13 protein-coding genes are annotated in these 21,989 nt (G+C 70.9%); 4 read left to right on the top strand and 9 right to left on the bottom strand.

Going from position 1 to position 21,989, the window contains the following annotated elements; genetic code table 11:
* Positions 1–23 precede the first annotated feature (23 nt).
* Both ACQPY0_RS47320 and ACQPY0_RS47315 read right to left on the bottom strand, forming a co-directional pair.
* Positions 24–2,357 (bottom strand): FHA domain-containing protein, encoded by a 2,334-nt coding sequence (locus ACQPY0_RS47320; RefSeq protein WP_432976526.1) that lies wholly within the window; start codon positions 2,355–2,357, stop codon positions 24–26.
* An 80-nt stretch (positions 2,358–2,437) separates the two neighbouring features.
* Entirely contained in the window at positions 2,438–4,231 is a 1,794-nt protein-coding gene (locus ACQPY0_RS47315) for a serine/threonine-protein kinase (protein ID WP_432995675.1), read from the bottom strand.
* Between the two features lie 154 nt (positions 4,232–4,385).
* Between ACQPY0_RS47315 and ACQPY0_RS47310 the strand changes: the two genes are divergently transcribed.
* From ACQPY0_RS47310 to ACQPY0_RS47300, 3 genes are all read left to right on the top strand, one after another.
* A complete protein-coding gene (locus tag ACQPY0_RS47310) occupies positions 4,386–8,480 on the top strand; it encodes a BTAD domain-containing putative transcriptional regulator (RefSeq protein WP_432976523.1) in 4,095 nt (1,364 codons plus the stop codon).
* Positions 8,481–8,849: 369 nt separating this feature from the next.
* Positions 8,850–9,188, top strand: a complete 339-nt coding sequence (locus ACQPY0_RS47305) for a helix-turn-helix domain-containing protein (RefSeq protein WP_432976520.1) — start codon at positions 8,850–8,852, stop codon at positions 9,186–9,188.
* A 78-nt stretch (positions 9,189–9,266) separates the two neighbouring features.
* Positions 9,267–10,067: an ImmA/IrrE family metallo-endopeptidase gene (locus ACQPY0_RS47300; RefSeq protein WP_432995673.1), complete on the top strand. Its 801-nt coding sequence runs from the start codon at positions 9,267–9,269 to the stop codon at positions 10,065–10,067.
* Position 10,068: 1 nt separating this feature from the next.
* On the opposite strand, the gene ACQPY0_RS47295 is transcribed toward ACQPY0_RS47300, so the two are convergent.
* The 5 genes from ACQPY0_RS47295 to ACQPY0_RS47275 all read right to left on the bottom strand — a co-directional run bounded on the left by ACQPY0_RS47295 (position 10,069) and on the right by ACQPY0_RS47275 (position 16,883).
* A complete protein-coding gene (locus ACQPY0_RS47295; protein WP_432976517.1) occupies positions 10,069–12,378 on the bottom strand; it encodes a 2OG-Fe(II) oxygenase in 2,310 nt (769 codons plus the stop codon).
* Between the two features lie 106 nt (positions 12,379–12,484).
* Positions 12,485–13,600, bottom strand: coding sequence for a hypothetical protein (locus ACQPY0_RS47290; RefSeq protein ID WP_432976514.1), 1,116 nt, complete (start codon positions 13,598–13,600; stop codon positions 12,485–12,487).
* 85 nt (positions 13,601–13,685) lie between these two features.
* Complete coding sequence (locus tag ACQPY0_RS47285) at positions 13,686–14,915, bottom strand: hypothetical protein (protein WP_432976511.1); 1,230 nt, start codon at positions 14,913–14,915, stop codon at positions 13,686–13,688.
* Between the two features lie 178 nt (positions 14,916–15,093).
* Positions 15,094–15,753 (bottom strand): response regulator, encoded by a 660-nt coding sequence (locus ACQPY0_RS47280; protein WP_432976508.1) that lies wholly within the window; start codon positions 15,751–15,753, stop codon positions 15,094–15,096.
* On the bottom strand, positions 15,750–16,883 hold the full coding sequence (locus ACQPY0_RS47275; RefSeq protein ID WP_432976505.1) for a sensor histidine kinase: 1,134 nt from the start codon (positions 16,881–16,883) through the stop codon (positions 15,750–15,752). The genes ACQPY0_RS47280 and ACQPY0_RS47275 overlap by 4 nt, the downstream gene beginning before the upstream one ends.
* Before the next feature lie 185 nt (positions 16,884–17,068).
* On the opposite strand from ACQPY0_RS47275, the gene ACQPY0_RS47270 reads away from it, so the two are divergent.
* Entirely contained in the window at positions 17,069–18,274 is a 1,206-nt protein-coding gene (locus ACQPY0_RS47270) for a DUF418 domain-containing protein (protein ID WP_432976502.1), read from the top strand.
* A 117-nt stretch (positions 18,275–18,391) separates the two neighbouring features.
* Here ACQPY0_RS47270 and ACQPY0_RS47265 read toward each other — a convergent pair whose 3' ends face one another.
* Together ACQPY0_RS47265 and ACQPY0_RS47260 are read right to left on the bottom strand one after the other, a co-directional pair.
* Entirely contained in the window at positions 18,392–18,880 is a 489-nt protein-coding gene (locus ACQPY0_RS47265; RefSeq protein WP_432976499.1) for a VOC family protein, read from the bottom strand.
* Between the two features lie 88 nt (positions 18,881–18,968).
* Entirely contained in the window at positions 18,969–21,986 is a 3,018-nt protein-coding gene (locus ACQPY0_RS47260) for a PQQ-dependent sugar dehydrogenase (protein ID WP_432976496.1), read from the bottom strand.
* Positions 21,987–21,989 lie beyond the last annotated feature (3 nt).

The raw sequence follows: 21,989 nt of genomic DNA, 5'->3' as shown, positions 1-21,989 counted from the left end.
CTTCCTCTCCATGCTCCCGGTGGTCAGCGGCCCGGCTCATGGCGCCGCAGCGCCCACCGGGCGGCGCCGGTGAGCACCACGCCCTGCAGCGCGAGGACGCCCATCGCCCACCACCACGCCCCGGCGGTGTGCTTCCACAGCGCGTCCGCGCTCGGATTCACCACCAGCGCGCGAAGGTCGACGGTGGCCGCCGCGGCGGCGTATCCCCACCGCGACGGTGCCAACCACGACAGCTGCTCGACGCCCGAGCGACCGACCACTTCGAACAGGCCCCCGCAGAGCACCAGCTGCGCCATCACCAGTCCGACCAGGATGGGCATCGTCTGCTCGCCGGTGGAGACGTACGCGCTGACCAGCAGGCCCGTCACGGTCGCGACCAGCGCGGTCAACCAGACCACCGCGATCAGCTCCAACAGCGGCCGGCGCAGCGCCAGCGCCTCGGGCGCACCCGGCCGCCCGGCGAGACCCACGACCACGAACAGCGCCGCCTGCGCGCCGTTCACGACGGCGAACGCCAGAACCTTCGAGCCGAGGTACGCACCCGGCGCGAGCCCGACGGCCCGCTCCCGGCGGTAGATGGGGCGCTCCCGGACCAGTTCCCGCACGCCGCCGGCCAACCCGAAGAACACCGCACCGATGATGAGTACGACGAGGAGCTGGGACGCCTCGGTGCCGCGCGCCAGCGGGTTGTCCGGTACGGCGAACCCGTTGTCGCCGGGGATCACGTGCAGCAGCGCGGCGAGTCCGAGCGGCAGCCCGAGCAGCAGCGCCACGTACATCCGGTCGGCCAGGGTCACAGCCGCGATCCGCCGGGTCAGGATCGTCAGCTGCCGCCACCAGCCCTGCCGGGCCGGCGGCGCCTGGGCCGGTTGCGTCGCGGGCGCGATCGGTTCGGCGGCGGTGGGCCGGGGCGTCACCCGGGCGGCGTACCGCGCCGCCCAGCCGTCGGGGTCGTCGTACACCTGCTTGAAGACGTCGGCGTACTCCTGCACGCCGAAGAACGGCAGCAGCTCGCCGGGCGGGCCGAAGTAGGCGACCTTGCCGCCTCGCCCGAGGACCAGCACCCGATCGCAGACGTTGAGGTGCAGCGGGCTGTGGGTGACCACGACGACGGTACGGCCGCGGTCGGCGAGGTCCCGCAGGCTCACCATCACATCCCGGTCCAGCGAAGGATCGAGCCCGGACGTCGGCTCGTCGAGGAACAGCAGCGACGGCTCGGTGAGCAACTCCAGCGCGACCGAGGTACGTTTGCGCTGGCCGCCCGAGAGGGTGTCGATCCGCTGGTCCGCCTGGGCGGCCAGGCCGAGCTGACCGATCACCTCGTCGATGCGCTGCTCCCGCTCCGCGCTCGTGACGTCGGAGCCGAATCGCAGCGCGGCCGCGTATCGCAGGGCGCGGCGTACGGTCAGCGCCGAGTGCAGGATGTCGTCCTGCGGCACCAGACCGATCCGCTGGCGCAGGTCGTCGTACTCGGCGTACAGGTCGCGGCCCTGGTAGACCACCGCGCCCTCGTTCGCCGGGCGGTACCCGGTCAACGCACCCAGCAGGGTCGATTTTCCGGCTCCGCTGGGGCCGACCACGGCGAGCAGGCTGCACTCGTCGAGCGCGAAACCGATGTTGTCGAGCAGCCGCCGGCCGCCCGCCACGGTGACGCCCAACCCGTCGACGTGGAGCGAGACCCTCCCGGTGTCGACGTACTCCCGCAGCTCTGTGCCGTCGACGACGAGCTGGTGCCGCCCGAACGACAGCAGGTCACCGGGGTGCAGGTCCACCTCGGAGATCCGGCGGCCGTTGACGAACGTGCCGTTGCTGGTACCGAGGTCGACGAGCTTCAGCCCGGCCGGGGTCCGCAGCAGGTCCGCGTGGTACCGCGACACCTGCAGGTCGTCGAGCACGATGTCGTTGTCCGGGGCGCGGCCGATGCGGGTGCGCTGCGCGGCCCGGTAGATCGCGGAGGGCACCCGGCCGGCCTCGAACCGCGGTCCCGATGCGGCCGTCGCCGGCATCGCCGGCGGGGTCGCCGCCGTGACCGTCACCGGCGGCGCATCCATCCGGGCCGGCTCCGGGCGCAGGGTGAGGGCCGGCCCGTCGGCGGCACCGAGCCGTACCTGGCACGGCCGCGTCAGGTCGAGCTCGTCCACCCGCACGCCGCCGGCGTAGGTGCCGTTCTGGCTGCCCAGGTCCCGCAGCCACCACCCGTCGGCGCGGCGGAACACCTCGACGTGTTCCCGGGATACCCGGGGGTCTTCGACGACGATCCGGCACAGCGGGTCCCGGCCGATCCGCAGCACCGTCTCCGCCGGCGTGATGCGCAGCTCGCCGTCGGGCGTGCCGATCAGCAGGGCAACGCCGGTCACGAGCCCTCCGCTTCGCTCCGGTCCCGTGACCTCCGCCCTGTGCCCATGGTGACCGGCCTCTCCGCTTCGCTCCGAACCGGTCACGAGCCGCTCTTCGGCAGCCGGTTCGCCATCGCGGTCGCCAGCTGGATCGCGTCCGACTGGTAGCTGCCGTGGACAAGGTCCATGAAGGTCTGCCCCGTCACCACTACCTCGATGGCCGCCTGACCGCTTCGGACGAATACGATCGCCAGCTTGGTGCTCCCATCGTCGGAGAACACCCCGAGCGTTTCATCGCCGAGCTTCGCGGTCTGCATCTCCGTCCACCCGCATCGGCCGGCCTTGTCGCGCAGTGAGGCGAAGAAGACCTTCGCCTCGTCACCGTAGAAGCCGGCGACGGCCGAACCCACGAACGGGTAGCCCTCGGCCCCTGTGACCTTGAAGTTGTTCGTCTCGGAGCCGGCGATGGCGTCCCCGGCCACCGCGCCGTCGGCACACAGCTTCAGGCTGGACAGCCCACCGTGAAGATAATTCTCGCCAGACCCCCTCGACTCGATCGTTTCGCGCGATGCGCGCATCACCGCGGTGATGTCACCGACCGAGACCAGCGCCGAGCGCAGCTCCGTCACCGGCGGCGGGGGCTTGCTCTTGTCGAACGACCGGGTGGGTCCGGCGCCGGGTCTGCCGGTGGATTCTGGTTGGCTGCTGAATCGGGCCGCACTCGACCCGAATTTGTAGACGGTGAAGGAACAACAACCGACGACGAGCAGCAGCACCGCGCCGAGGATCATCAGCGGTACCTTGGCGCCGCTCTTCTTCGGCGGCGCAGCGGCGACGTAGCCACTGGCGGCCGGCGAGAGCTGCGGTCCGCCGAGACTGCCGGGCGGCATCGGGTAACTCACCGGTTGCGGCGGCGGGCCGGGAAGGGAGCCGGTGAAGGAGCCGGGCGGGAGCCGGTATCCGGACGGGGACGCCGCCGTGGGAGGCGGCGGCGAGATCTGCGCCGGAATCTGCTGTGGGCTGACGGTCGTCTGCGGTGGTGCGGTTCGCAGGGCGCGGACCCAGCGCGCGGCACTGGCGGGGCGGGCGTCGGGCTGCGCGGCGAGCATCGCGAGGATGCCCCGCGCTTCCCGATCCTTGCCCGGCCCGAGCGCCGCCGTCAGCCGCTGGGTCATCCCCTGCACATCTCCGGGTATCGGAGCCTCGCCGGTCAGTGCGTAGTAGACGGTCGCGCCCAGCGTGTACCGGTCGGTTGCGGGGCTGTACTCGCCGCGGGCCAGCGACTCCGGCGCCATGAACGGGGCGGTGCCGAAGATCCGCGAGGTCCGGTCGGTGCCTCGCAGGCGTACCAGCCCGAAGTCCACCAGGTACACCCGGCCGTCGGCGGCGAGCAGAACGTTCGCGGGCTTGATGTCGCGGTGGAGCACCGGGGCGCCGTTGGTGTCCTGTCCGCTGTGCAGGTAGTCGATCGCCTCGGCGACGGGTTCCAGCGGCGCCAGCACGTCGAGGCCCTGGATCTCGCCCCGCTCCAGCGACTCCTGCAGGTTGCGGCCCTCGATCCACTTCATCACGAAGTAGAGCCGCCGCCCCGTGGCAGCGGCGCCCTGACCGGCCGGGTGCGGCGGCGGGCCGACGAAGACCTCCTTCACCTTCACCAGCGCCGGGTGCTCCAGCTGCGTGGCGAGCGCCGCCTGCAGCCGCAGCTCTTCCAGCTGGCGCTCCGCGACCGAGTCGTCGTCGATCCGGATCACCTTCACGGCGTACGAGAACGACTCGGCCCCGTGGTGTTCACGAGCCAGCCACACCTCGCCCTCGCCGCCCGCGGCGTGCCGCTGCACGAACTCGTACCGGTCGAGCGCGTCGGCCGGGCCGGCGTGACCCGGGCCTCCCTCCATCGACACCAATCCACACCATTCTCTTGCTGGCCACACGATTCTTCTTGCAGGCCCCTGGGCAATGGCCGCCAGTCTAGGGATGCTTCGCCGCCGGTATCGATCGGTTGTTAGGGACTTGTTAGGGGGCCGGCGTCCGGTTTGATATCAATGGTCAGTGGAATTCGGGCTCCTGGGACCGGTCGAAGTCCGGCACATGGGGCGGCTCCTGCCCGGTGGTAGCGGACGGGAGCGGCTGGTGCTCGCCACGTTGCTGATCAACGCCGAGCGGTTGAACTCCGCCGACGAACTCATCGCCCGGCTCTGGGAGCATCCGCCCGGCTCCGCGAGAGCGCAGCTGCACAACCTGATCAGCGGACTGCGGCGCCGGTTCCGCGCCGTGGACACCTCCCTCATCCAGACGCGACCCACCGGGTACCTGCTGCGACTGGGGCCGCACCGGTTGGACCTGGCGGAGTTTCGCGGACTCACCGAGCGGGGCCGCACCGCAGCTGCGGCGGGCGAGCACACCACCGCGGTGGCGGCATTGGACCAGGCGTTGTCGCTGTGGCGGGGCCCGGCGCTGGCCGACCTCGCCGACGCGTATGCGGGCGAGGTCCGAGAGGCGCTGCATCGGGAGCGGCTCGCCGCGGCCGAGGCGAAGCTGGCCGCCGCGCTGGCGCTCGAGGACTACGACACCGTGCTGCGCGAGGTCGAGCCACTGGTCGCCGAGAATCCGTACGCCGAGCGCCTCTATCGCCGGCAGATGCTGGCGCTGGCCGGCGTGGGTCGCCGCGCCGACGCGCTTGCCGTCTACCGGCGCGCGTACCGGCGCCTCGTCGACGACATCGGTGTAGAACCGGGACCGTTGCTGCGCAACACCGAGCGGGAGATCCTGTGGGGGTGGCAGGCGGGCCGGGCGACCGCGTCGAGCGGGCCACCGGCACCGCGGCAGCTTCCCCGGGCGGCCGCGCTGACGGGTCGCGGCCCGCTGCTCGACCGGATCGTCGGGCAACTCGATGGTGACGCCGAGGCTTCCCCGGTGGTACTGCTGGTGGGGCCCGGCGGGGTCGGCAAGAGCAGCCTGGCCCTGATGGCCGGTCACCGGCTGACCCGGGCGTTCCCGGACGGGCAGCTCTACGCCGACCTGCGCGGCAGCCAGGACACTCCCGCGGACCCGTACCAGGTCCTGGAGCGGTTTCTGCGGGCGCTGGGGGTCAACGGCACCGACATGCCCAGGGATCCCGAGGAGCGCGTCACGCTGTACCGCAGCCAGTTCGCGCGCGGCCGGATGCTGGTGGTGCTCGACGACGCCGCCGACGAGGCCCAGGTGCGACCGCTGCTGCCCGGGGCGGGCGCCGCCGTGGTGACGTCGCGGTGGCAGCTGGGAGAGCTGCTCAACGTGGCCCGCTTCGTGGTACCGCCGCTGCGGACCGCCGACGCGATCCGGCTCCTCGCCAGCGGTGTCGGCGCCGCGCGGATCGCCGCCGAGCCGCAGGCGGCGCAGGAGATCGTGCGACTGTGCGGCGGACTTCCGCTCGCCGTCTGCATCGTGGCCGCCCGGCTGGCGCTGCGGCCGGACGCCGGCCTTGACGAGCTGCGGCGGCGCCTGGGCACCCAGCGCGGCCGGCTGGACGAGCCGGCGACCGGCAATCTCGACGTGCGGGCGACCATCGCGCTGAGCCACGAATCGCTTCCGGCCGATACGCGAATGCTCTTCCTGCGCTCGGGTCTGCTCGGCACGGCTGACTGGCCGGAGTGGGTCGCACAGGCGCTGCTCGACGCGACGGGCGAGCGGGCCCGCGCGCTGCTCGACCAGCTCGCGGACGTCCACCTGGTGGAGCCGCTCGGCCGCGACGTCACCGGGCAGGAGCGGTACCGGCTGCACGGACTGGTTGCCGAATACGCCCGTGAGCGCTGCACGTCCGACGAAGCGCCGGCCGAGCGGGACCGGGCGCTGAAACGGCTGCTCAACGGCTGGCTCGCGCTTGCCGGCGAGGCCGGCGAGCGGCTCGGTCACCGCGCGGGCGGACTTGAGCTGAAGGCCCTGCCGCCGGCGCCCGACAGCGGTGTACGCGCGATGCGATCCGGCCCGCTCAACTGGTTCGAGACGGAGCGCGCCGGGCTGGTCGCCGGGGTCGACCAGGCCTGCCGGTCGGGGTTACCCGATCTCGCCGGCGGGCTCGCGCTGAGCCTTTCTCGTCTTCTCGGGAACCGGCCCTACTCCGACGACTGGGAACACACGCTCCGGCAAGCGATGTCGTGCGTCCGCGCGTTCGGAGCGGACCGGCTCCTCGTCCGCCTGCTCGGGGGTCTCTACGACGCCCACCTGCACCGCGACGAGTATGCCCAGCTGCCGGCCATCGCGGCCGAGCAGCTGAGCGTGGCGCGCCGGCTCGGCGACTCGGAACTCGAGGTGCGATCGCTGCGAAACGCCGGCCTGGCCGCGGTCCGCCTCGGGCGGTTCGGTGAGGCGTTCGACTGGTTGGAACAGGCGGTGACGGCGGCCCGCAGCCGGGCGGTCCCCGATTGGCTGCTCTGCGACACCCTGGACGGCCTCGGCTTCGCCAACTGGGAGGCGGGCGATGCCGCGGCCGCCGTGCCACTGCTGGAAGAGGCGCTCGCCCTCGACGGCGCGGCCGGCCGGTCGCTGCAGGTCGCCCGCGTCCGCTATCGCTACGGCTTGGCGCTCATCGGGGCCGGAAGGCTCGCCGACGCGGAGCGGGCACTGGCCGCGGCGCTGCGGACCAGCCAGGAGGTGGGCGACGACCTGGGCACGGCGTACGTCGAGCAGGCGCTCGCCGACGCGGAGATCCGGCAAGGGAGGTGGCCCGAGGCCGCGGCGCGACTGGGCCGGGCGCTGTCCGGTCACCAGCAGGTCGGGCGCCCCGACGGCCTCGCCGAGACGTTGCGTTCCATGGGTGACCTGGCCGCCGCCGAGGGACGCTGGGCGGAGGCGATCGGCCCGCTGCGCCAAGCCCTGGCCATCTGGCGTCGCATCGGCGCGGCGCCGCGGATCGCTCGCGTGTCGGCCCGCCTCGAGCGGATCTCGGCCGCTGCCGGTGACCACGCCGCGGCCGCGGCCTACCGCCGGCAATGGCGCTCGGCCGTCGCCAGGCTCAACGTCGACGACGCCGTGCTGAACCTTCCACCGTTCCTCGCCCGGCATCAAGGGATCGACCGGGAGCAGTCACCCGCGGCGCGCGGCCGTCCCGCCGGCAACACCCCCGGTACGTTCGATGCGAGGAAGGCGGGTGTGGTGGCCAGAGTGGATCCCGAATCCGACGGGAGCTGGTCCGGGCTGCTGTCCGGGATGGTCAGCGACGAGGCGGCCATGGTCTTCGGCCGGCTACTGTCGGCCTCCCAGCTGCCCGTCGGCCACGGGCCGGGCATGCTGGACCTGGATGAGGGACCGGGGCGAGAACTGCTGGATGCCGGGGTCATCAACATCACCGGCAGCGGTGACGCCCGGTTCGCCCGTACGGTACATCCCTCCCTCGCTCTGCGCCGGTTGCTCGACCGCCAGCATCGCAAGCTGGCCGAGCTGCAGCAGCAGTTGGGCAGGGTTTGGGAGCAGTTCGCGGGCATGATGTTGCCGACCACCGGCCTGGCCCACGGCCCGATCGACGACCAAAACGTCCGGGTCATTCGCGACTACCCGGAGATGGCACGGCTCGCGTCCGGGCTGTATCGGTCACCGAAACGCATGCTCCGAGCGACTTTGAACGGTCATTTCGTCGATGGCGCCCCCACGCACGGGGTGCTGCTCCCTCCGGCGGACGCCATCGCCGCGGGAGTCGAGTTCCGGATGATCTACGACGCGATACACGTGTCGGACCCCTGGGGGTCGTACAGCGTCGAGCAGTCCGTGCAGGCCGGCGAGCAGGCCAGGGTGCGCAAGCAGGTGCCGATCAAGATGATGCACGTCGATGACGCGGTCGCCCTGGTGACCATCGACGCCACCGGCGCGGCCGGCGCGTTGCACATCCACTCGACCGCCCTGCTCGAATTGCTTGCCGAATGGTTCGACCTGCTGTGGCACGACCCAGGAAGCGTGGTGGTCGGCGGCGGGGCGGACGAGGCCGAGCTCACCGGCGTCCAGCAGAAGGTGCTGCGTCTGCTGGCCTCCGGCCTCACCGACGAGGCTATTTCGCACCGTACCGGGACCGCCGTGCGGACCGTGCGCCGGCACGTCGGTGCGATCCTCAAGGTACTCGGGGCGGACAGCCGCTTCCAGGCCGGCGTGGCGGCGGCAAAACGCGGCTGGCTGTAGCTGATGTAGTGCCGCTATGCGGGCGAAGCCGCGTAGGCCGGAAACAGCTGGTCAGAACCGGACAATGTCCGGAATTGCCGCTGCCGATCCCGACAGTGTGCGCGTGCCCGGGTGGCCATCGGCGGGATCGTGCGATCGTCCTGTGCCACGAGATACCGGCCTGCTGTACCGCGAGTAGCTGATCGCCGAGGCCACCACGCTTTCGAGACTGGCTTTCCACGGGCGTGCAGCCAGCGAGCCGAATGGTCGGCAAAAGGTCGCGTCGGCTCTGGAGGATCAGGCGCGCTGCTCGGCTTGGCGCCGTGTGCAGCGGTCGCGTATGCTGAATCAATAAGGCCGATCATGATTCAGTATAGGAGGAGGGCGGCCATGGCAACGGCAGATGTCGGTGCGCTGGTTGAGCGTGCCCGCATGGCTGCTGGCCTGAGCCAGCGTGCCCTCGCGGACGCGACCGGCATCTCGCAGTCCACGCTGTCGCGGATCATCTCGGGCGATCGGGTGGCGAAGCTGCCTGAGGTCGTGGCGATCGCGTGGGCGACCGGGCACACGGTTGCCCAGCTCACCGGGGCCGGGACGGTGGCCGATCGAGTCCAGTGCGCGGCCCGGGCCACCAACGACTCGGACATGGAAGGCATGCGCCGTGCGCTTCTGCACTTCCTGGAGCTGGACGACTATCTCGATGACCAGGCCATCCCAGCCACGATCTAGCCCGGGTTGGAAATCGTGAATGCTGAAGCAGGCGGGAACGCTGCTGCCGCACGGTTCCGCCAGGACCACCACTTGGGCGTGCAGCCGCTGGGTGACCTCGTTGCGGTCATCGAACAGGCGACCGGTATCGACGTGGCCGTGCTCGACGCAGGTCCGGACGAGCACGGTCTGACGATGCGCGACCCGCGGCGCAACGCCGTGTTCATCGGCGTCGCACGCACGCGCAACCCGATGCGGCAGCGCAGCACACTCGCCCACGAACTTGGCCACGTCCTGTTCGAGGACTGGACGGACAACGATGCGGCCAACTGGAGCGACCGAACTCAGGAGGAGATTCGAGCCGACGCCTTCGCGCGGCACCTGCTCGTGCCGGTCGACGGCCTGCGCGAGTTCCTCGGAACCGGCGATCGGATAAGCCAATTCAACCTCTCGGCGGTCGTCCAGCGATTCCTGGTGTCACCAGCCGTCGCCACAATCGCGCTGCACCAGGCGGGGTACATCGATGCTGCCACCAAGCAGGAGTGGATGGGGCTCTCCGCGCGCCAGTTGGTTGTCCGGTTCGGGTGGAGCGACCAATACCGCGCATTGCAGGCTGACTCCGACCAACGGAGGGCGCCGCAGCGGCTCCTGGCCCGTGCGATCAAGGGCTACACGGAGGGTGTGATCCCCGCACAGGCCATCGCCACCTTGCGCGGCATTGATCTGGAAGCCGCCGAAGCGGAGCTGCGAGAGGCGGGTGTCGTGCCTCCTGAGCGTCTTGTTACGTGGGCCGCCCCTGCTGAACTGCCGGACGTGCAGGTGGACCTGGCATCCCTGGACGAGGATCTCAATGCGCCGGATGACGGTGGGGACACGACCACGGAGACAAAGGCGACATGAGTCACCGGCGCCGGGCGGCGGAGGTGCGGTTGAGCCAGGTCAGGTCGGTCTGATCGCGCCGGCGGGCCTCCCGCTCGCGTGTGAAGAGCGCATCGGTTTTGTTCAGTACCAAGGTGTAGGGTCGGCCGGTGCGTCGGGTTTGATGGTGTACCGGCAGCTCGGACTGGTCGATTCTGCTGTGGATGTGACGTCGGCGCTGTTCGGCCAGCGGCCACTCGAACGTGCGCCGCGCCGGGTCGCCCAGGAAGGCACCCAGGGTCCCGCACAGCTCGCAGTGGCACCCCTCCGGCAGCTCGATCGACCAGTCGTCGGCGGCCCGGGCCGGCCGGGCCAGCCGGGCCTCGAGCCGTGCGGCGCAGTGGCGGGCGATGACATCGAGTCCTGACTCGCGGTGGGTCTCCCACTTGGCCTTGTGGGCCGCTCGCAGCGCGGACATCGCGCACACGACCAGATCGTCGTTGTCCTGGCGCAGGAAGGCGACCACCTCCTCGCGCAGATCCGCCGCCGCGACGATCGCCGTGCTCACCAGCAAGCCGGCGACGGCCGGCCCGAGTTCGCCCAGCGCCTTGTCCCGGCGGCTCGGCGTGGGGAATCGCAGCATCCCGGCCGCCGATTCCCGCACTCGGGTCCAGGCGGCAGCCGACAGCAGCCGGCCCACCAGCACGCCTGCTTCGGGTGCCGCGCGCAATGCCTCGCACACAGCCGGTAGCGACTCCAGCCAGACGGCGTGCTGCGGCTGCCACGACATGTACGCCGGCCGGTCCCGGCCGAACCAGACCCCGATCAGGTCGCGGGTCCAGGACTCGTCGTAGTGCGCCGCGAGCCGGGCCAGCGCTGCCGCATGGGTACGGGCCAGCATCTCGATCTGGAACGGCGCGAGCAGCATGGCGGCAGTGCCCGGCTCGTCCAAGCGTTGGGCGACCGTCAGCGCCTTGCCCAGCAGGTGCTCGGCGTCCGCCTTCGCCGTCACGCTCCAGAACGAGGTCAGCGTGGCGGCGGCATCCCTGGCCTCGGCCACGTCCCCAGCCCGCAGCAGGTCGGCGAGCCGGTCAAGGGCCCATCTGGGCGAGGACTCCGCGCGGACCGCGAAGTCCCACCGGCGCGGCCACACAACGACCGCCGCCCTGCGGTACCACCGGTCGAGGGTGTTGCCGTAGTTTCCCATGTAACCCTCGTACGACGAATCGTACGGCGACAGATCCGCTGTGGGCGTCGTCGCGCACACCTCGTCGTCGGAGACGGTCAGCGAGATAGGCGCAACCTCGTCCGACTCGTCCAGCCAGCAGTCGAGGCTGGTCGTGGATTCGATGAGTTCCTGCAGCTCGTAAGCGTCCTCGTCTTCCTCGTCGTCATCCCCGGACCGGTCGCGCCACTCCTGCCGCCCCCAGGAGCCCGCCTCCTCGGCGCTCCACGTCTCGTGCACCTTCGCCAACGCCAAGGCGACCTCGCAGTCGGCGGCACGGGCCGCCGCCCGCACCATCGCGGCCCGGCTGGCGTCGTTTCCCTTGAGCCGGGCCCAGCCCAGCCCCCGCTCGGTGTACTCGTGGTCGAGCAGATACACCAGGCGGGTGGGCTTGTCGGAACCGCCGAGGTGTTCGTCGAGGCAGCTCGCCAGTTCGGTGACCAGGCCCGGGTCGGCCCGGCCGGTGGCCGCGGCGACCGTGTCGCCGTTGAGGAGCAGGTTGTAGGTCAGCACGACCCGGTAGCCAGACGTGACCGGCCGGACGTGGTGCCGGCAGTCCGCGTAGAACGCCACGAACGACAGCGACTCCTTCGACGGCCGGTACGTCGCGGTCTGGCCGGCATGCTCGACCACGAGTACACCGCCCGCAGACACCGAGGGCAGCGTCACGACCAGGGTCCCGATCATGGCGTCGACCTTCTCGGAGTCCTGGTGCGATGCGAAGAACTGGCCCGGCGCATAGACCAGCATCGAGTGGAACTCGGCTGCCAGCTTGCATCCCTCCGGCAGGCCGAGATCGACGCGCAGGCGATCGAGGACGGGTCGCAGGGTGGTGTTCCACTGCCGCTTGTCGATCTTTATGCGGCTCTTCGGGACCTCCCACGTGTCGCGGACCTTCGCGTCCAGCAGCGTCTGCTCACCTTTGCCGAACCGGGCCGGTCGACCGATCAGGCACAGCTGCTTCGCCTGCCGGACCGAGACGGGCAGGTCGATCGGGCCGACGCCGTCGACCTCCAGCCGCAGGTCATCGGGGCGGGCGGTGCGTCGCGCGCTGAACGAGCCAGCAGCCGCGGCCCCACCCAGAAGAGTTGCGAAGCGATCACGCGGAAGGGCTGCGGGCGAAGGCACGGCATGACTGTAGTCGCCCTCGGTGCGCCGACGGGAGCCGCGTTCCGCCAGCGGCGGCAGCTGCGCAGTAGCCCGCGGGCTGTGCGGGGTCGGTGAAGACTATCGGTCAGCTTTCCCGGCGGAGCACGGCGGCGAGGCGGTCGCTGAGCACGGTGACCCGAGGAAGCGGAGGGCGCGCGTACCACGAGCTCTTGCGCTCCCGGAGCAGCCGCTCGCCGTCGGTCTCCCAGCGGAATGCGGGTTTGCCGAGGGCCGCCCGGAAGACCCGGTCCACGGTGCCGGGGTGACGGGCGGCGAGCCGTTGGAGCGGGATCGGGTCCACGCTGTCGTCGTCGAGGTAGGACTTGATCGTTTCCTTGTAGCGCCGCTCGCGCATGAGGTCGGGATTGTCGAACGCCTCCTGGGCCAACGCGTAGTCGGCGTACATGCCCAGTCCCGCGGTCTCGTCGTAGATGATCCCGACCGTCTCGGCGGAGACGCGCAGCCAATCCGTGTCCGTGTCAGGGCCCGTGCTGACACCGCCGGTATACGTTTTCCAGAAATTTGCCATGACCGTCGGCAGCTCCTCGACGGACACGGTGACCTCATCCTTGCCGAAGTGCCGCACGAATCCGGCGTACTGGTCGCGTTGCTGCCGCCAGCCGGCCGCGACCTTGTCCGGGTTGTGGAAGACCAGGTCGGGGGAGGACGCGGCGACCTGCGCAGCGACGTGCAGGACGTCGTCGCGGGCGATCGCGGGAAATGTCCGCACCGGACCGCTGATGAGCCACTCGTCATTGACTGGCACGATCCGCGTCGAGATGAACGACCCGGCCGGCATCTGGTCGAACGCCTGGGGCCCGACGTTGGCCCGGATTCGGTACGACATCTCGTCGATCAGGTTCTCGGCGAGCAGCGCGGCGCCATCGCGTCCGGTCACCTCGAACAACCCCTCGCGCACGTTGCGCCAGCCGAGCAGAAAGGTGCGCTCGTCATCAGGCAGGCTCCGCTGGGTATCCAGGTAGCAGTCGATGAGGGTGCGTCCGTCGTGCAGCCGGAATTCCTGGAGGAACCAGTCGTAGAAGGCGTGCAGGTCTTCCTCACGTTCGAGGACGACGACCTTGCCGAAGCGCTTGCGGATCTCCTGACGGAACTGCTTGTCGAAGCGCGGCTCCCGGGCGAACTCCAACAGCTGGCGTTTCAGGCTGCCGCTGCGTTCCACCAAGGAGTCAGTCGAATCCACGAAGCGAGTGTAGGGCCGGCCGAGCGCGGCATGCCGGGTGACCTTCCGATCGCGGGCTGGGCCAGTGTCTTCTTAGTTCTGATCCTTACTCGGCGACTCGTGCCATGGTGTTCAGTCGTCCTTGCTCGTCGAGGATCCCGGGGAACTGAAGATCGCCCGAGGCGTAGGCGAGGCAGCGGTCGGTCAGCTCCGCCGGCATGCCGGTGTGCTCGGCAAGGAAGCGGATCCATTCCGGTAGCACTGCGACGAGTTCGGCGGCGAAGTTTTCCATGTAGAAGTCTCGCAGGTGCAGCACAGCCACTGCGACCTTGTGCGGCGAGCAGAACGGATACAGCGTTGCGTCATCGTGTGGGGACCAGGAGCCGGCCAACTCCGTGGCCAGCTCCTCGGCCCCGGCCGGGCCGTCGTCCGACCCGTCGCCCGCTGGCACGTCGGGGTAGCCGAGCTGCCGTAGCCGCTGGCCGAACTGTCTGCTCGCGTCGTCAGCGCTCAGCGGTACAAGAGTCCGCCCACGCCCCCGGCGGACCGCGTCGCGGACGGCCCGGCCGAGCCGCCGGCTGCGCAGGTACTCGGCATACTGCTGCTGGTCTTCTCCGCCGAGCCGGATCCCCTCGACCTCGCCACACAGCAGGCCGCCGAGGGTTTCCGCATCGTCCGCTGTGGTCAGGGCCGCGCCGGCCGCGCTGGGGCCGACCGCTCCCTGCCAGGCGGCCATCGCGGACTCGGCCGACGGGTGGAAGCCGCTGTGCGTCGTGACGACCTCATACCCGCAGGTGTCCACGTCCCACAGGTACCACCGGTCCGGGCCGCCCGCCGCCGCGAACGGCGCGACCACGGCCCAACGGCTGCCATAGGCGTCGCGTGCCCACAACACCGGACCGGTCACGGTGCGGCCGCGCCCGATCTCCCGTGCTGCGCGGGCGCTGACATGTTCGGCGACCATACCCTGTGCGGACTCGCTCAGCGGGAACGGCAGCACCCCGGCGACAACCGTCAACAGCCGCTGGAGCATCACGACGTCGGCACCGGCCTCCTCGGCCTGGTGCAACCGCTCGTCGATCGCCGCCAGTAAGGCGGTGGCAAGGTTGTCCGGGTTGACCAGATCCTCCACCGCGCCGCCCTTGAACTGGACCATCGCCGCGCCATAGCGGGCGCAGAACTCGTCCTCGAGGTCGTCGTCGGACCACCCCGGGGCAGCAGCGATCAGTGCGTCGATCATCGCCCCGGCGGTGTTCCCGGCCAGCGCGGTGCGATGCTCGGCCAGCTCGCGCCGGTGCTCGAGCAGCTCATCGAAGGCGCTGACCCGTGGGGACACGCTCGGCGTCGATGACATCGGCGGACGCGGCGGCCGGCGACCGGACTGGGACTTCTTCTTCCGCTTACGGGATACGGGCACTGCGGCAGCCTACCCAACCAGTCTCGGCTCAGGGCGACCTATGGCCGACCGGCTCCACGGCTGCCGCCTACATGACCTGCGGCTGGGCCCGCCGCCGTCAGGAGTCGAGCAGCCCAGCCTGGTGGGCGAGGATGGCGGCCTGGACCCGGTTGGTGAGGCCGAGCTTGGTCAGGATGCGGCTGACGTGGGTCTTGGCCGTCGCCTCACTCATGTGGAGGCTCGCCGCGATGTCGGTGTTCGACAACCCTTTCCCCACGGCGACGAGCACCTCCTGTTCTTTGATCGTCAAGACGGTGAGGCGCTGACTGGCCTCGGAGCGTCCTGCGTCGACGGTGATGAACCGGCGCAGGAGTCTCCCGGTCACCTTGGGGGAGAGCATGGCGTCGCCGCGCGCCGCGCTGCGGACCGCGGTCAGCATTTCCTCGGCCGAGGCATCCTTGAGCAGGAAGCCGACAGCGCCGTGCCGCAGCGCGGTGTGCACGTACTCGTCGAGGTCGAACGTCGTGAGAACCACGACGTGCGGCGGCGGGGTGAGATGGGTGAGCCGCTCGGTGGCGGTGAGGCCGTCGGCGCGGGGCATACGGATGTCCATCAGTACGACGTCCGGACGGTGGCGCCGCGCTTGTTCGACGGCCTCGTTGCCGTCGGCCGCCTCGCCGACCACGACGATGTCCGGCGCGGTCTGCACGATGGTGCGCAACATCGCCCGAACCATCCATTCGTCGTCGACGACGAGCACCCGGATCGGTTCGCTCATCGAAGGTTCTCGGAATCCGGCCTTGGCGTCAGCGGTACCGTGGCGGTGATCTCGAAGCCGCCGTGCGGCGAGGGCCCCGCGGTCAGCCGGCCACCGACGAGCCGCACCCGCTCCGCGATACCGAGCAGGCCGTGTCCGCCGCCGGGCAGGCCGGTCCCGGCCGGACCCCGGCCACGGTCGTTGCTCACCACCAGACATAACGTTTCTGGAGTGTGGGTGACGCGGACGTGGGTCCGCGCACCGGCGGCGTGCTTGTGCACGTTGGTCAGCGCCTCCTGTGCGACGCGGTAGAGCGCGTGGTCGATGAGCGCGGGCGGCCGGGTCCCGGACTCGTCGGTCAGGTCGAAGGTGACCGGCAGGCCGATCCGGCGGGACGCGGCGACCAGGTCGGCCAGGTCGGCGAGCCCGGGGTGCGGCGCCACAGGCGCGGCCTCGTCCGTGCGGAGAACGTTCACCAGTGACCGCAGCTCCTCCAGAGCTTCGCGTCCGATCGTGCCGACCCGCCGGCCGATGGCGACGGCATCCTGACCCTGGGTCGCTTCCAGTGCGGTGGCGTGCAGGACGATCAGCGACACCCGGTGGGTAACGACATCGTGCATGTCCCGGGCGATCTGGGCACGTTCCTCACTACGGGCCTGGAGGATCCGCTGGTTCTGCTCGCGCTCCACCCGCTCGGCGCGCTCCCGCACCCGGGCGATCAGCTCGCGCCGGGTGCCGATGTACAGGCCGAGGAGGGCAGGACCGGCGCAGATTCCCGCGCTCAGCGGCCCGGCCGCGTCGGCTCCGCCCGCGCCCCAGATGGGTACTCCCACCACGATCGCGGTGAGCACAGTGCTCACCGCGACCGGCCGCCACGACCGGGTGCGCTCCGCGAGGTTGTACTGCGCGAACAGCACGGCGACGAACGCCGCCACGCTCACCCAGGCGACCACACCGAGCAGCACGACGAGCGCCGGCCAGCGCCGCCGCCACCAGACGGCCGTCCCGACCAGGACGCCGAGCGGGATCGCGAACCACAGCGGCGGCTGCCAGCCGAAGTAGGCGATCTCGTGCGGGCCGAATGCGCGGCCGGCCCCGCCGTCGCCGAGTGCCGTCGATCCGCCGATGGCGAGCGCCAGCACGGCGTCCACGGGACGGCCTTGGTCCGCCCGGAACCGGAACCACCGACTCATGGCCCGCCATGGTAGTCGCGGCCCTGATGGCCGGCATCAGCAGAAAGTTGTACGTGAATGCCGCAAGTCGGCCCCGATCCGCCGACGCCGAGGGCGCAGGTTGCCGGATGTCTCGGCTGGGCCGTCCAGCCGATGCTGCCGGCATGGACAATCCTCAAACGACGGCGATCCGGCGGCCGCTCACGGCCGGACCGGCATCCGGATCGGAACGCATCGCTGCCCTGGACGTTCTGCGGGGCTTCGCCCTGCTGGGCATTCTGATCGTGAACATCACGGTCTTCCAAGGCGAACCGCCGCCGGAGGACCACGCGGCGGGCGTCGTCAAGGACGTCCTCACGTTCGCCTTCTCGGACAAGTTCTACGCGCTGTTCGCGCTGCTGTTCGGATACGGCCTGGCCATCCAGATACGGCGGGCCGGTACCGAGCACGTCGCCCGGATGCGGCGCAGGTTGGCGTTCCTGTTCGTCCTCGGGCTGGCCCACGCGGTGTTCCTGTTCTACGGCGACGTGCTCGCCAGCTACGCCATCGCCGGAGTGGTGCTGCTCGCCCTACGCCGGCTCTCCGCCCGTACGGCGGCCCGCGCCGCCATCTGGTCGCTGGTCGGCCTCGCCGCCCTGCACCTGATTCTCGCGCTCGGCTGGGCGTTGGCCGGAGGCGCCGGCGATTCGGCGTCCGGCGACGACGCAGGGGCCTCCGCGGCGGCGATGGCCGCGTACCAGGGGTCGTTCACCGACATCGTCGGCCGGCGGCTGAGCGACTTCGCCGGCTTCGTCCCGTTGACGCTGGGGTTGCTCCTGCCGAACTACGTGGTGCTGTTCCTCGGCGGCATGGCCGCCGGCGCGTACGGGCTGCTGGACCGGGCTGACATCGCGGCGCGCAGCCTCTGGCGGGTGGTCATGATCGGGTTGGCGATCGGACTGCCCGGTGCCGCACTGTCCACCGCGTTCCCGATCGCCGAGGCGAATCCGCTGTCCGTCGCGGCCCGTGGTGCCAGCGTGCTGACCGCACCGGCCCTCACCGCCGCCTACGCGGCCGCCCTGCTGCTCGCCGCGCGGACCCGACCCGGGCGCCGCTTGGCGGACCTGCTCGCACCAGCCGGACGGATGGCTCTGTCCAACTACATCGGACAGTCGCTCCTGTGCGCCATGCTGTTCACCGGCTACGGCCTCGGCCTGATCGGCACCCTGGGAAGCCTCGCCACCGCCGGCGTCGCGGTCGGTATCTTCGCCGTCCAGGTCGTGCTGAGCCGGTGGTGGCTACGCCGCTTCCGGTTCGGCCCGCTGGAGTGGCTCCTCCGCTCGGTGACCTACTGGCGTCGCCAGCCGTGGCGGGACACCCCGGCCAACTGACCACTCGCCCGGCCAACGCCAACGAGCCGGAGCCGCCGCACTCGCTCGGGGTCAGCCAGGCCCGGGTTTCTCAGATTGAGTACGGGCCGGGCCGGGGTTGCGGGCCGCGGTCGAGGTTCAGGTCCGGGGGAAGATCTCCGTTTCGGGGCGCTGCATGTACTCCATCGCCGCGGTGAACTCCGGGTCGGTGCAGCGTCGCTCCATCTCCTCGGGCGTCACGTCCTCGATGCGGGTCTGGATCCACCATACGTTGCCGAACGGGTCGCGGACCCGCCCGACCAGGTCGCCGAAGGCCAGATGGGTGACCTCCGAGATGCAGACGCCGCCCGCCTCGACCGCCTGGCGGTGCACGGCGTGGGCGTCCTGGACGTACAGGCGGAGGAACGCGGGTGTCGCCGGCCAGCTCGGGTCGCCGTCGAAGAGCATCACGATCGCGTCGCCGATGCGGACCTCCGCGTGCCCGATCACCCCGCGGGCGTCGATCACCCGGCCCAGTTCCTCGGCGTCGAACGCCCTTCGGATGTAGTCGATGACCGCGGCCGTGTCGCGGGAGATGATCCACGGCGTGACGGTCGTGTAGCCCTCGGGGATCGCCTTGACAGACATGTCGGGTGGCTCCTCTGCGTGCGGAAATGCGCCACCGACGCTAGCTGCCGTACAGGTCCGTTCCTGTCCTGTACGGCAGCAACCGCCGTCAGAGGGGGGTGATGGTGAACTTCTCCCAGGGGCCGACGGCGGTGCGGTTGGCGATCAGCGGGGACGCCCCGGCGTTGTCGGCCGTCACGTACAGGGCGTTGGCGTTGGCCTTCAGGCTTACCGTGCCGTCCGGGTTGTTCACGACCTGGAACTGCTCCCAGTCGCCGATCGTCGCGCGGTTGGCGATCAGCGGGGACGTGCCGCCCTTCTCCGCGGTCACGTACAGGCCGTTCGCCTTCGACAGCAGGGCCGCGTAGCCGTTGCCCAGGTCCAGCAGGTCGAACTGCTCCCAGGTGCCGACCGTGCTGCGGTTGGCGATCAGCGCCGACTTGCCGCCGTTGGCCGCCGAGACCAGGCCGTTGTTGATGTACGCGGTGATGCTCACCGTCCTCGGGGCCTTCGGCGTCGTGAACTTCTCCCAGTCGCCGATGCTCGTGCGGTTGGCGATCAGCGGGGACGCGCCGGCGTTGTCGGCGGTGACGTATCGGCCGTTGGCGTTGGCCTTCAGGCTCACCGTGCCGTCCGGGTTGGTGACGATCTGGAACTTCTCCCAGTCGCCGATGCTCGTGCGGTTGGCGATCAGCGGGGACGCGCCGGCGTTGTCGGCGGTGACGTACAGCCCGTTGGCCTTGGCCCGCAGCGCCACGAAGCCGCCGCCCGCGTCCACCGGGTCGAACTGCTCCCATTGGCCGACCACCGCGCGGTTGGCGATCAGCGGGTTGTTGCCGCCGTTGGCCGCCGTCACGAAGCTTCCGTTGACGCCGGCGCGGAACTCGATCGGGGCCACGGCCGCGTAGGTCGCCGTGTAGGTGGCCGGCGCGGCCGGGGCGGTGATCGTGTGGGTCTGGGCGCCGCCGTCGGACCAGCCGCCGAAGTTGTACGTCATGGCCGGGGCCGTCTGCGGGGCCGGGGCGCTGATCGTGTTCGTCGAGCCGACGATGACCCGGCGGGTGAACGGGGTCGCCTGGCCCGTCGAGCCCACCGCCAGCTGCAGGCCGGACGGCTTCGTGGCGAAGGACAGGTCCACCGTCTTGGGCTGCAGGTCGACCGTGGCGACGCTGGTCAGGCCGCCGGCGTCCGTGGCGGTCAGGCGCAGGCGCAGGTAGGACGGGTACTCGTGGTCGGGGGCCGGGAACGAGCCGCTCGCCACGCCGTTGAAGGTCTGCAGGTAGTGGGTGTGGCAGTTGTCCGGGGCCGTGCAGTGCTGGAGCAGGACCTCCCACTTCAGCGCCGAGGGCGGCAGGGTGCCCTGCTGCGGGTCGCTCGCGTGGCCGGAGAACGTGATCGTATTGCCGACCGCCCACGTCAGGGACGAGGCCGGGGTGTCGATCGTGGCGGTCGGGGACGCGTTGCCGGCGGTGATCGTCGTGGTCGCGGTGCCGCTCGCACCGAGCGGGTCGGTGACCTTGAGCAGGGCGGTGTAGCTTCCGTCGCTGCCGTACGTGTGGGTCGCGGTCACGCCCGTCGCGTCGAACGTGCCGTTGCCGTCGAAGTCCCACTGGTACGTCAGCTGGTTCTGGTCGGCGACGTCCTGGTCGGTCGAGCTCGAGGCGTCGAAGCTGACCGTCAGCGGCGTCGTGCCGCCGGTCGGGTTGGCCGCGAACGAGGCTATCGGCGGGCGGTTCGTCGGGAAGTACCGGATCCGCCGGACGGTGCCGCCGCCCAGGTCGACGTAGTAGAGGTCGTTGCCCGGGCCGACGGTGAGGTACACCGGAGTGGCCGCGCCGGCGGTGAAGGTCTGGATCTGGGCCGGGTCGGGCAGGCCGTTGCTGCCCTTGAACATCGCCCAGATGCAGCCGCGGGCGTAGTCGGCGAAGAACAGTGCGCCGTTGTAGGAGGCCGGGTAGGAGCCGCCGGAGCCCGGGTAGAAGGCGAGCCCGGTGACCGAGGAGCCGCCCGTCGGGCAGGACTCGCCGGGCACGATCTTGTTGACGTGGTTGTAGGTGAAGTACGGCGGTGTGTGCCCGCCGCCGCTGTACAGGCTCTGGCACATCGGCAGTGCGGCGCTGGAGTACGCCGGCTGGGCCGCGCTGCCCTCGTAGCAGGGCCAGCCGAAGTTCGCCGGCGCGGCGGTCGGGTTGGCGATCCGGTTGATCTCCTCCCACGTGTCCCAGCCGACGTCGCCGGCCCAGACCTCGTTGGTGCCGGGGCGAAGCGTGAACCGGAACGGGTTGCGCAGGCCGTATCCGACGATCCGCCGCGTGTTGGGGTCCGGCGATCCACCGAGCGGGTTGCCGGCCATCGCCGCCCCGGTCGCCGGGTCCAGGCGCAGGATCGCGCCGTCGAACGAGGCCGGGTCGCCGGTGCTGCGCACGTCCTGGGCGCGCAGCGCGCCGCCCTCGTCCGCCGGGTCGCCGCACGGGTTGACCGGGGTGCCGAACTGGCCGTAGTCGGTGCCGTAGAAGCTGGCGCCGTCGCCGCCGGAGACGTAGAGCGCCCCGTCGGCGCCGAAGTGCAGGTCGCCGAGCGAGTGGCTGGGGAACTGCTGGCACCAGTCGTTGATCAGCGGCTGCTCGACGCCGGTCCACGCGTCGCCGGCGGCGGTCAGCCGGGACAGCCGCCCGCTGATGACGCAGTTTCCGCCGGTGCCGCCGCCGTCGACGGCGCAGTCGTCGTGATACACGGGGGCCGTGCCGCCCAGCGGGGCGTCATAGCTGTACAGCACGTAGACCGACGGGTCCGCCGGAAACGTCGGGGCGAGCGCGAACCCGAGCAGCCCGCGGTCCCAGTAGTCGTGCACGCGGGAGGAGAGATCGGCGAAAACGGCGGGGGAGGGGTCCGACAGGCTGTCGTACACCTTGATGACGCCGTTCTTCTGCGCGACGAACACCCGCCCGTCCGCGGCGAACTGGATGCTGGTCGGCTGCGTCAGTCCGCTGAAGACGATCTGCTCCTGGAACCCGGTCGGCAGCGTCGCGGCCGTCGCCGTCGAATGACCGGCGCCGATCCACACGGCGGCGCCAGCGACCACGACGGCGGCGGCCACGACGGACGACAAACGACGACGCAGCGACATTGC

The organism is Dactylosporangium sp. CA-233914 (assembly GCF_050942935.1).
Taxonomy (GTDB): domain Bacteria; phylum Actinomycetota; class Actinomycetes; order Mycobacteriales; family Micromonosporaceae; genus Dactylosporangium.
Note: the sequence above shows the minus strand (reverse complement) of the source record. Positions and strands in the feature narration are given on the sequence as shown.

What these genes read in the sequence shown, in the direction of transcription:
- ACQPY0_RS47315 (WP_432995675.1), bottom strand. Translation starts at nt 4,231, where the DNA reads ATGGAGGGAGGCCCGGGTCACGCCGGCCCGGCCGACGCGCTCGACCGG.
- ACQPY0_RS47305 (WP_432976520.1), top strand. Translation starts at nt 8,850, where the DNA reads ATGGCAACGGCAGATGTCGGTGCGCTGGTTGAGCGTGCCCGCATGGCT.
- ACQPY0_RS47280 (WP_432976508.1), bottom strand. Translation starts at nt 15,753, where the DNA reads ATGAGCGAACCGATCCGGGTGCTCGTCGTCGACGACGAATGGATGGTT.
- ACQPY0_RS47270 (WP_432976502.1), top strand. Translation starts at nt 17,069, where the DNA reads ATGGACAATCCTCAAACGACGGCGATCCGGCGGCCGCTCACGGCCGGA.
- ACQPY0_RS47265 (WP_432976499.1), bottom strand. Translation starts at nt 18,880, where the DNA reads ATGTCTGTCAAGGCGATCCCCGAGGGCTACACGACCGTCACGCCGTGG.
- ACQPY0_RS47260 (WP_432976496.1), bottom strand. Translation starts at nt 21,986, where the DNA reads ATGTCGCTGCGTCGTCGTTTGTCGTCCGTCGTGGCCGCCGCCGTCGTG.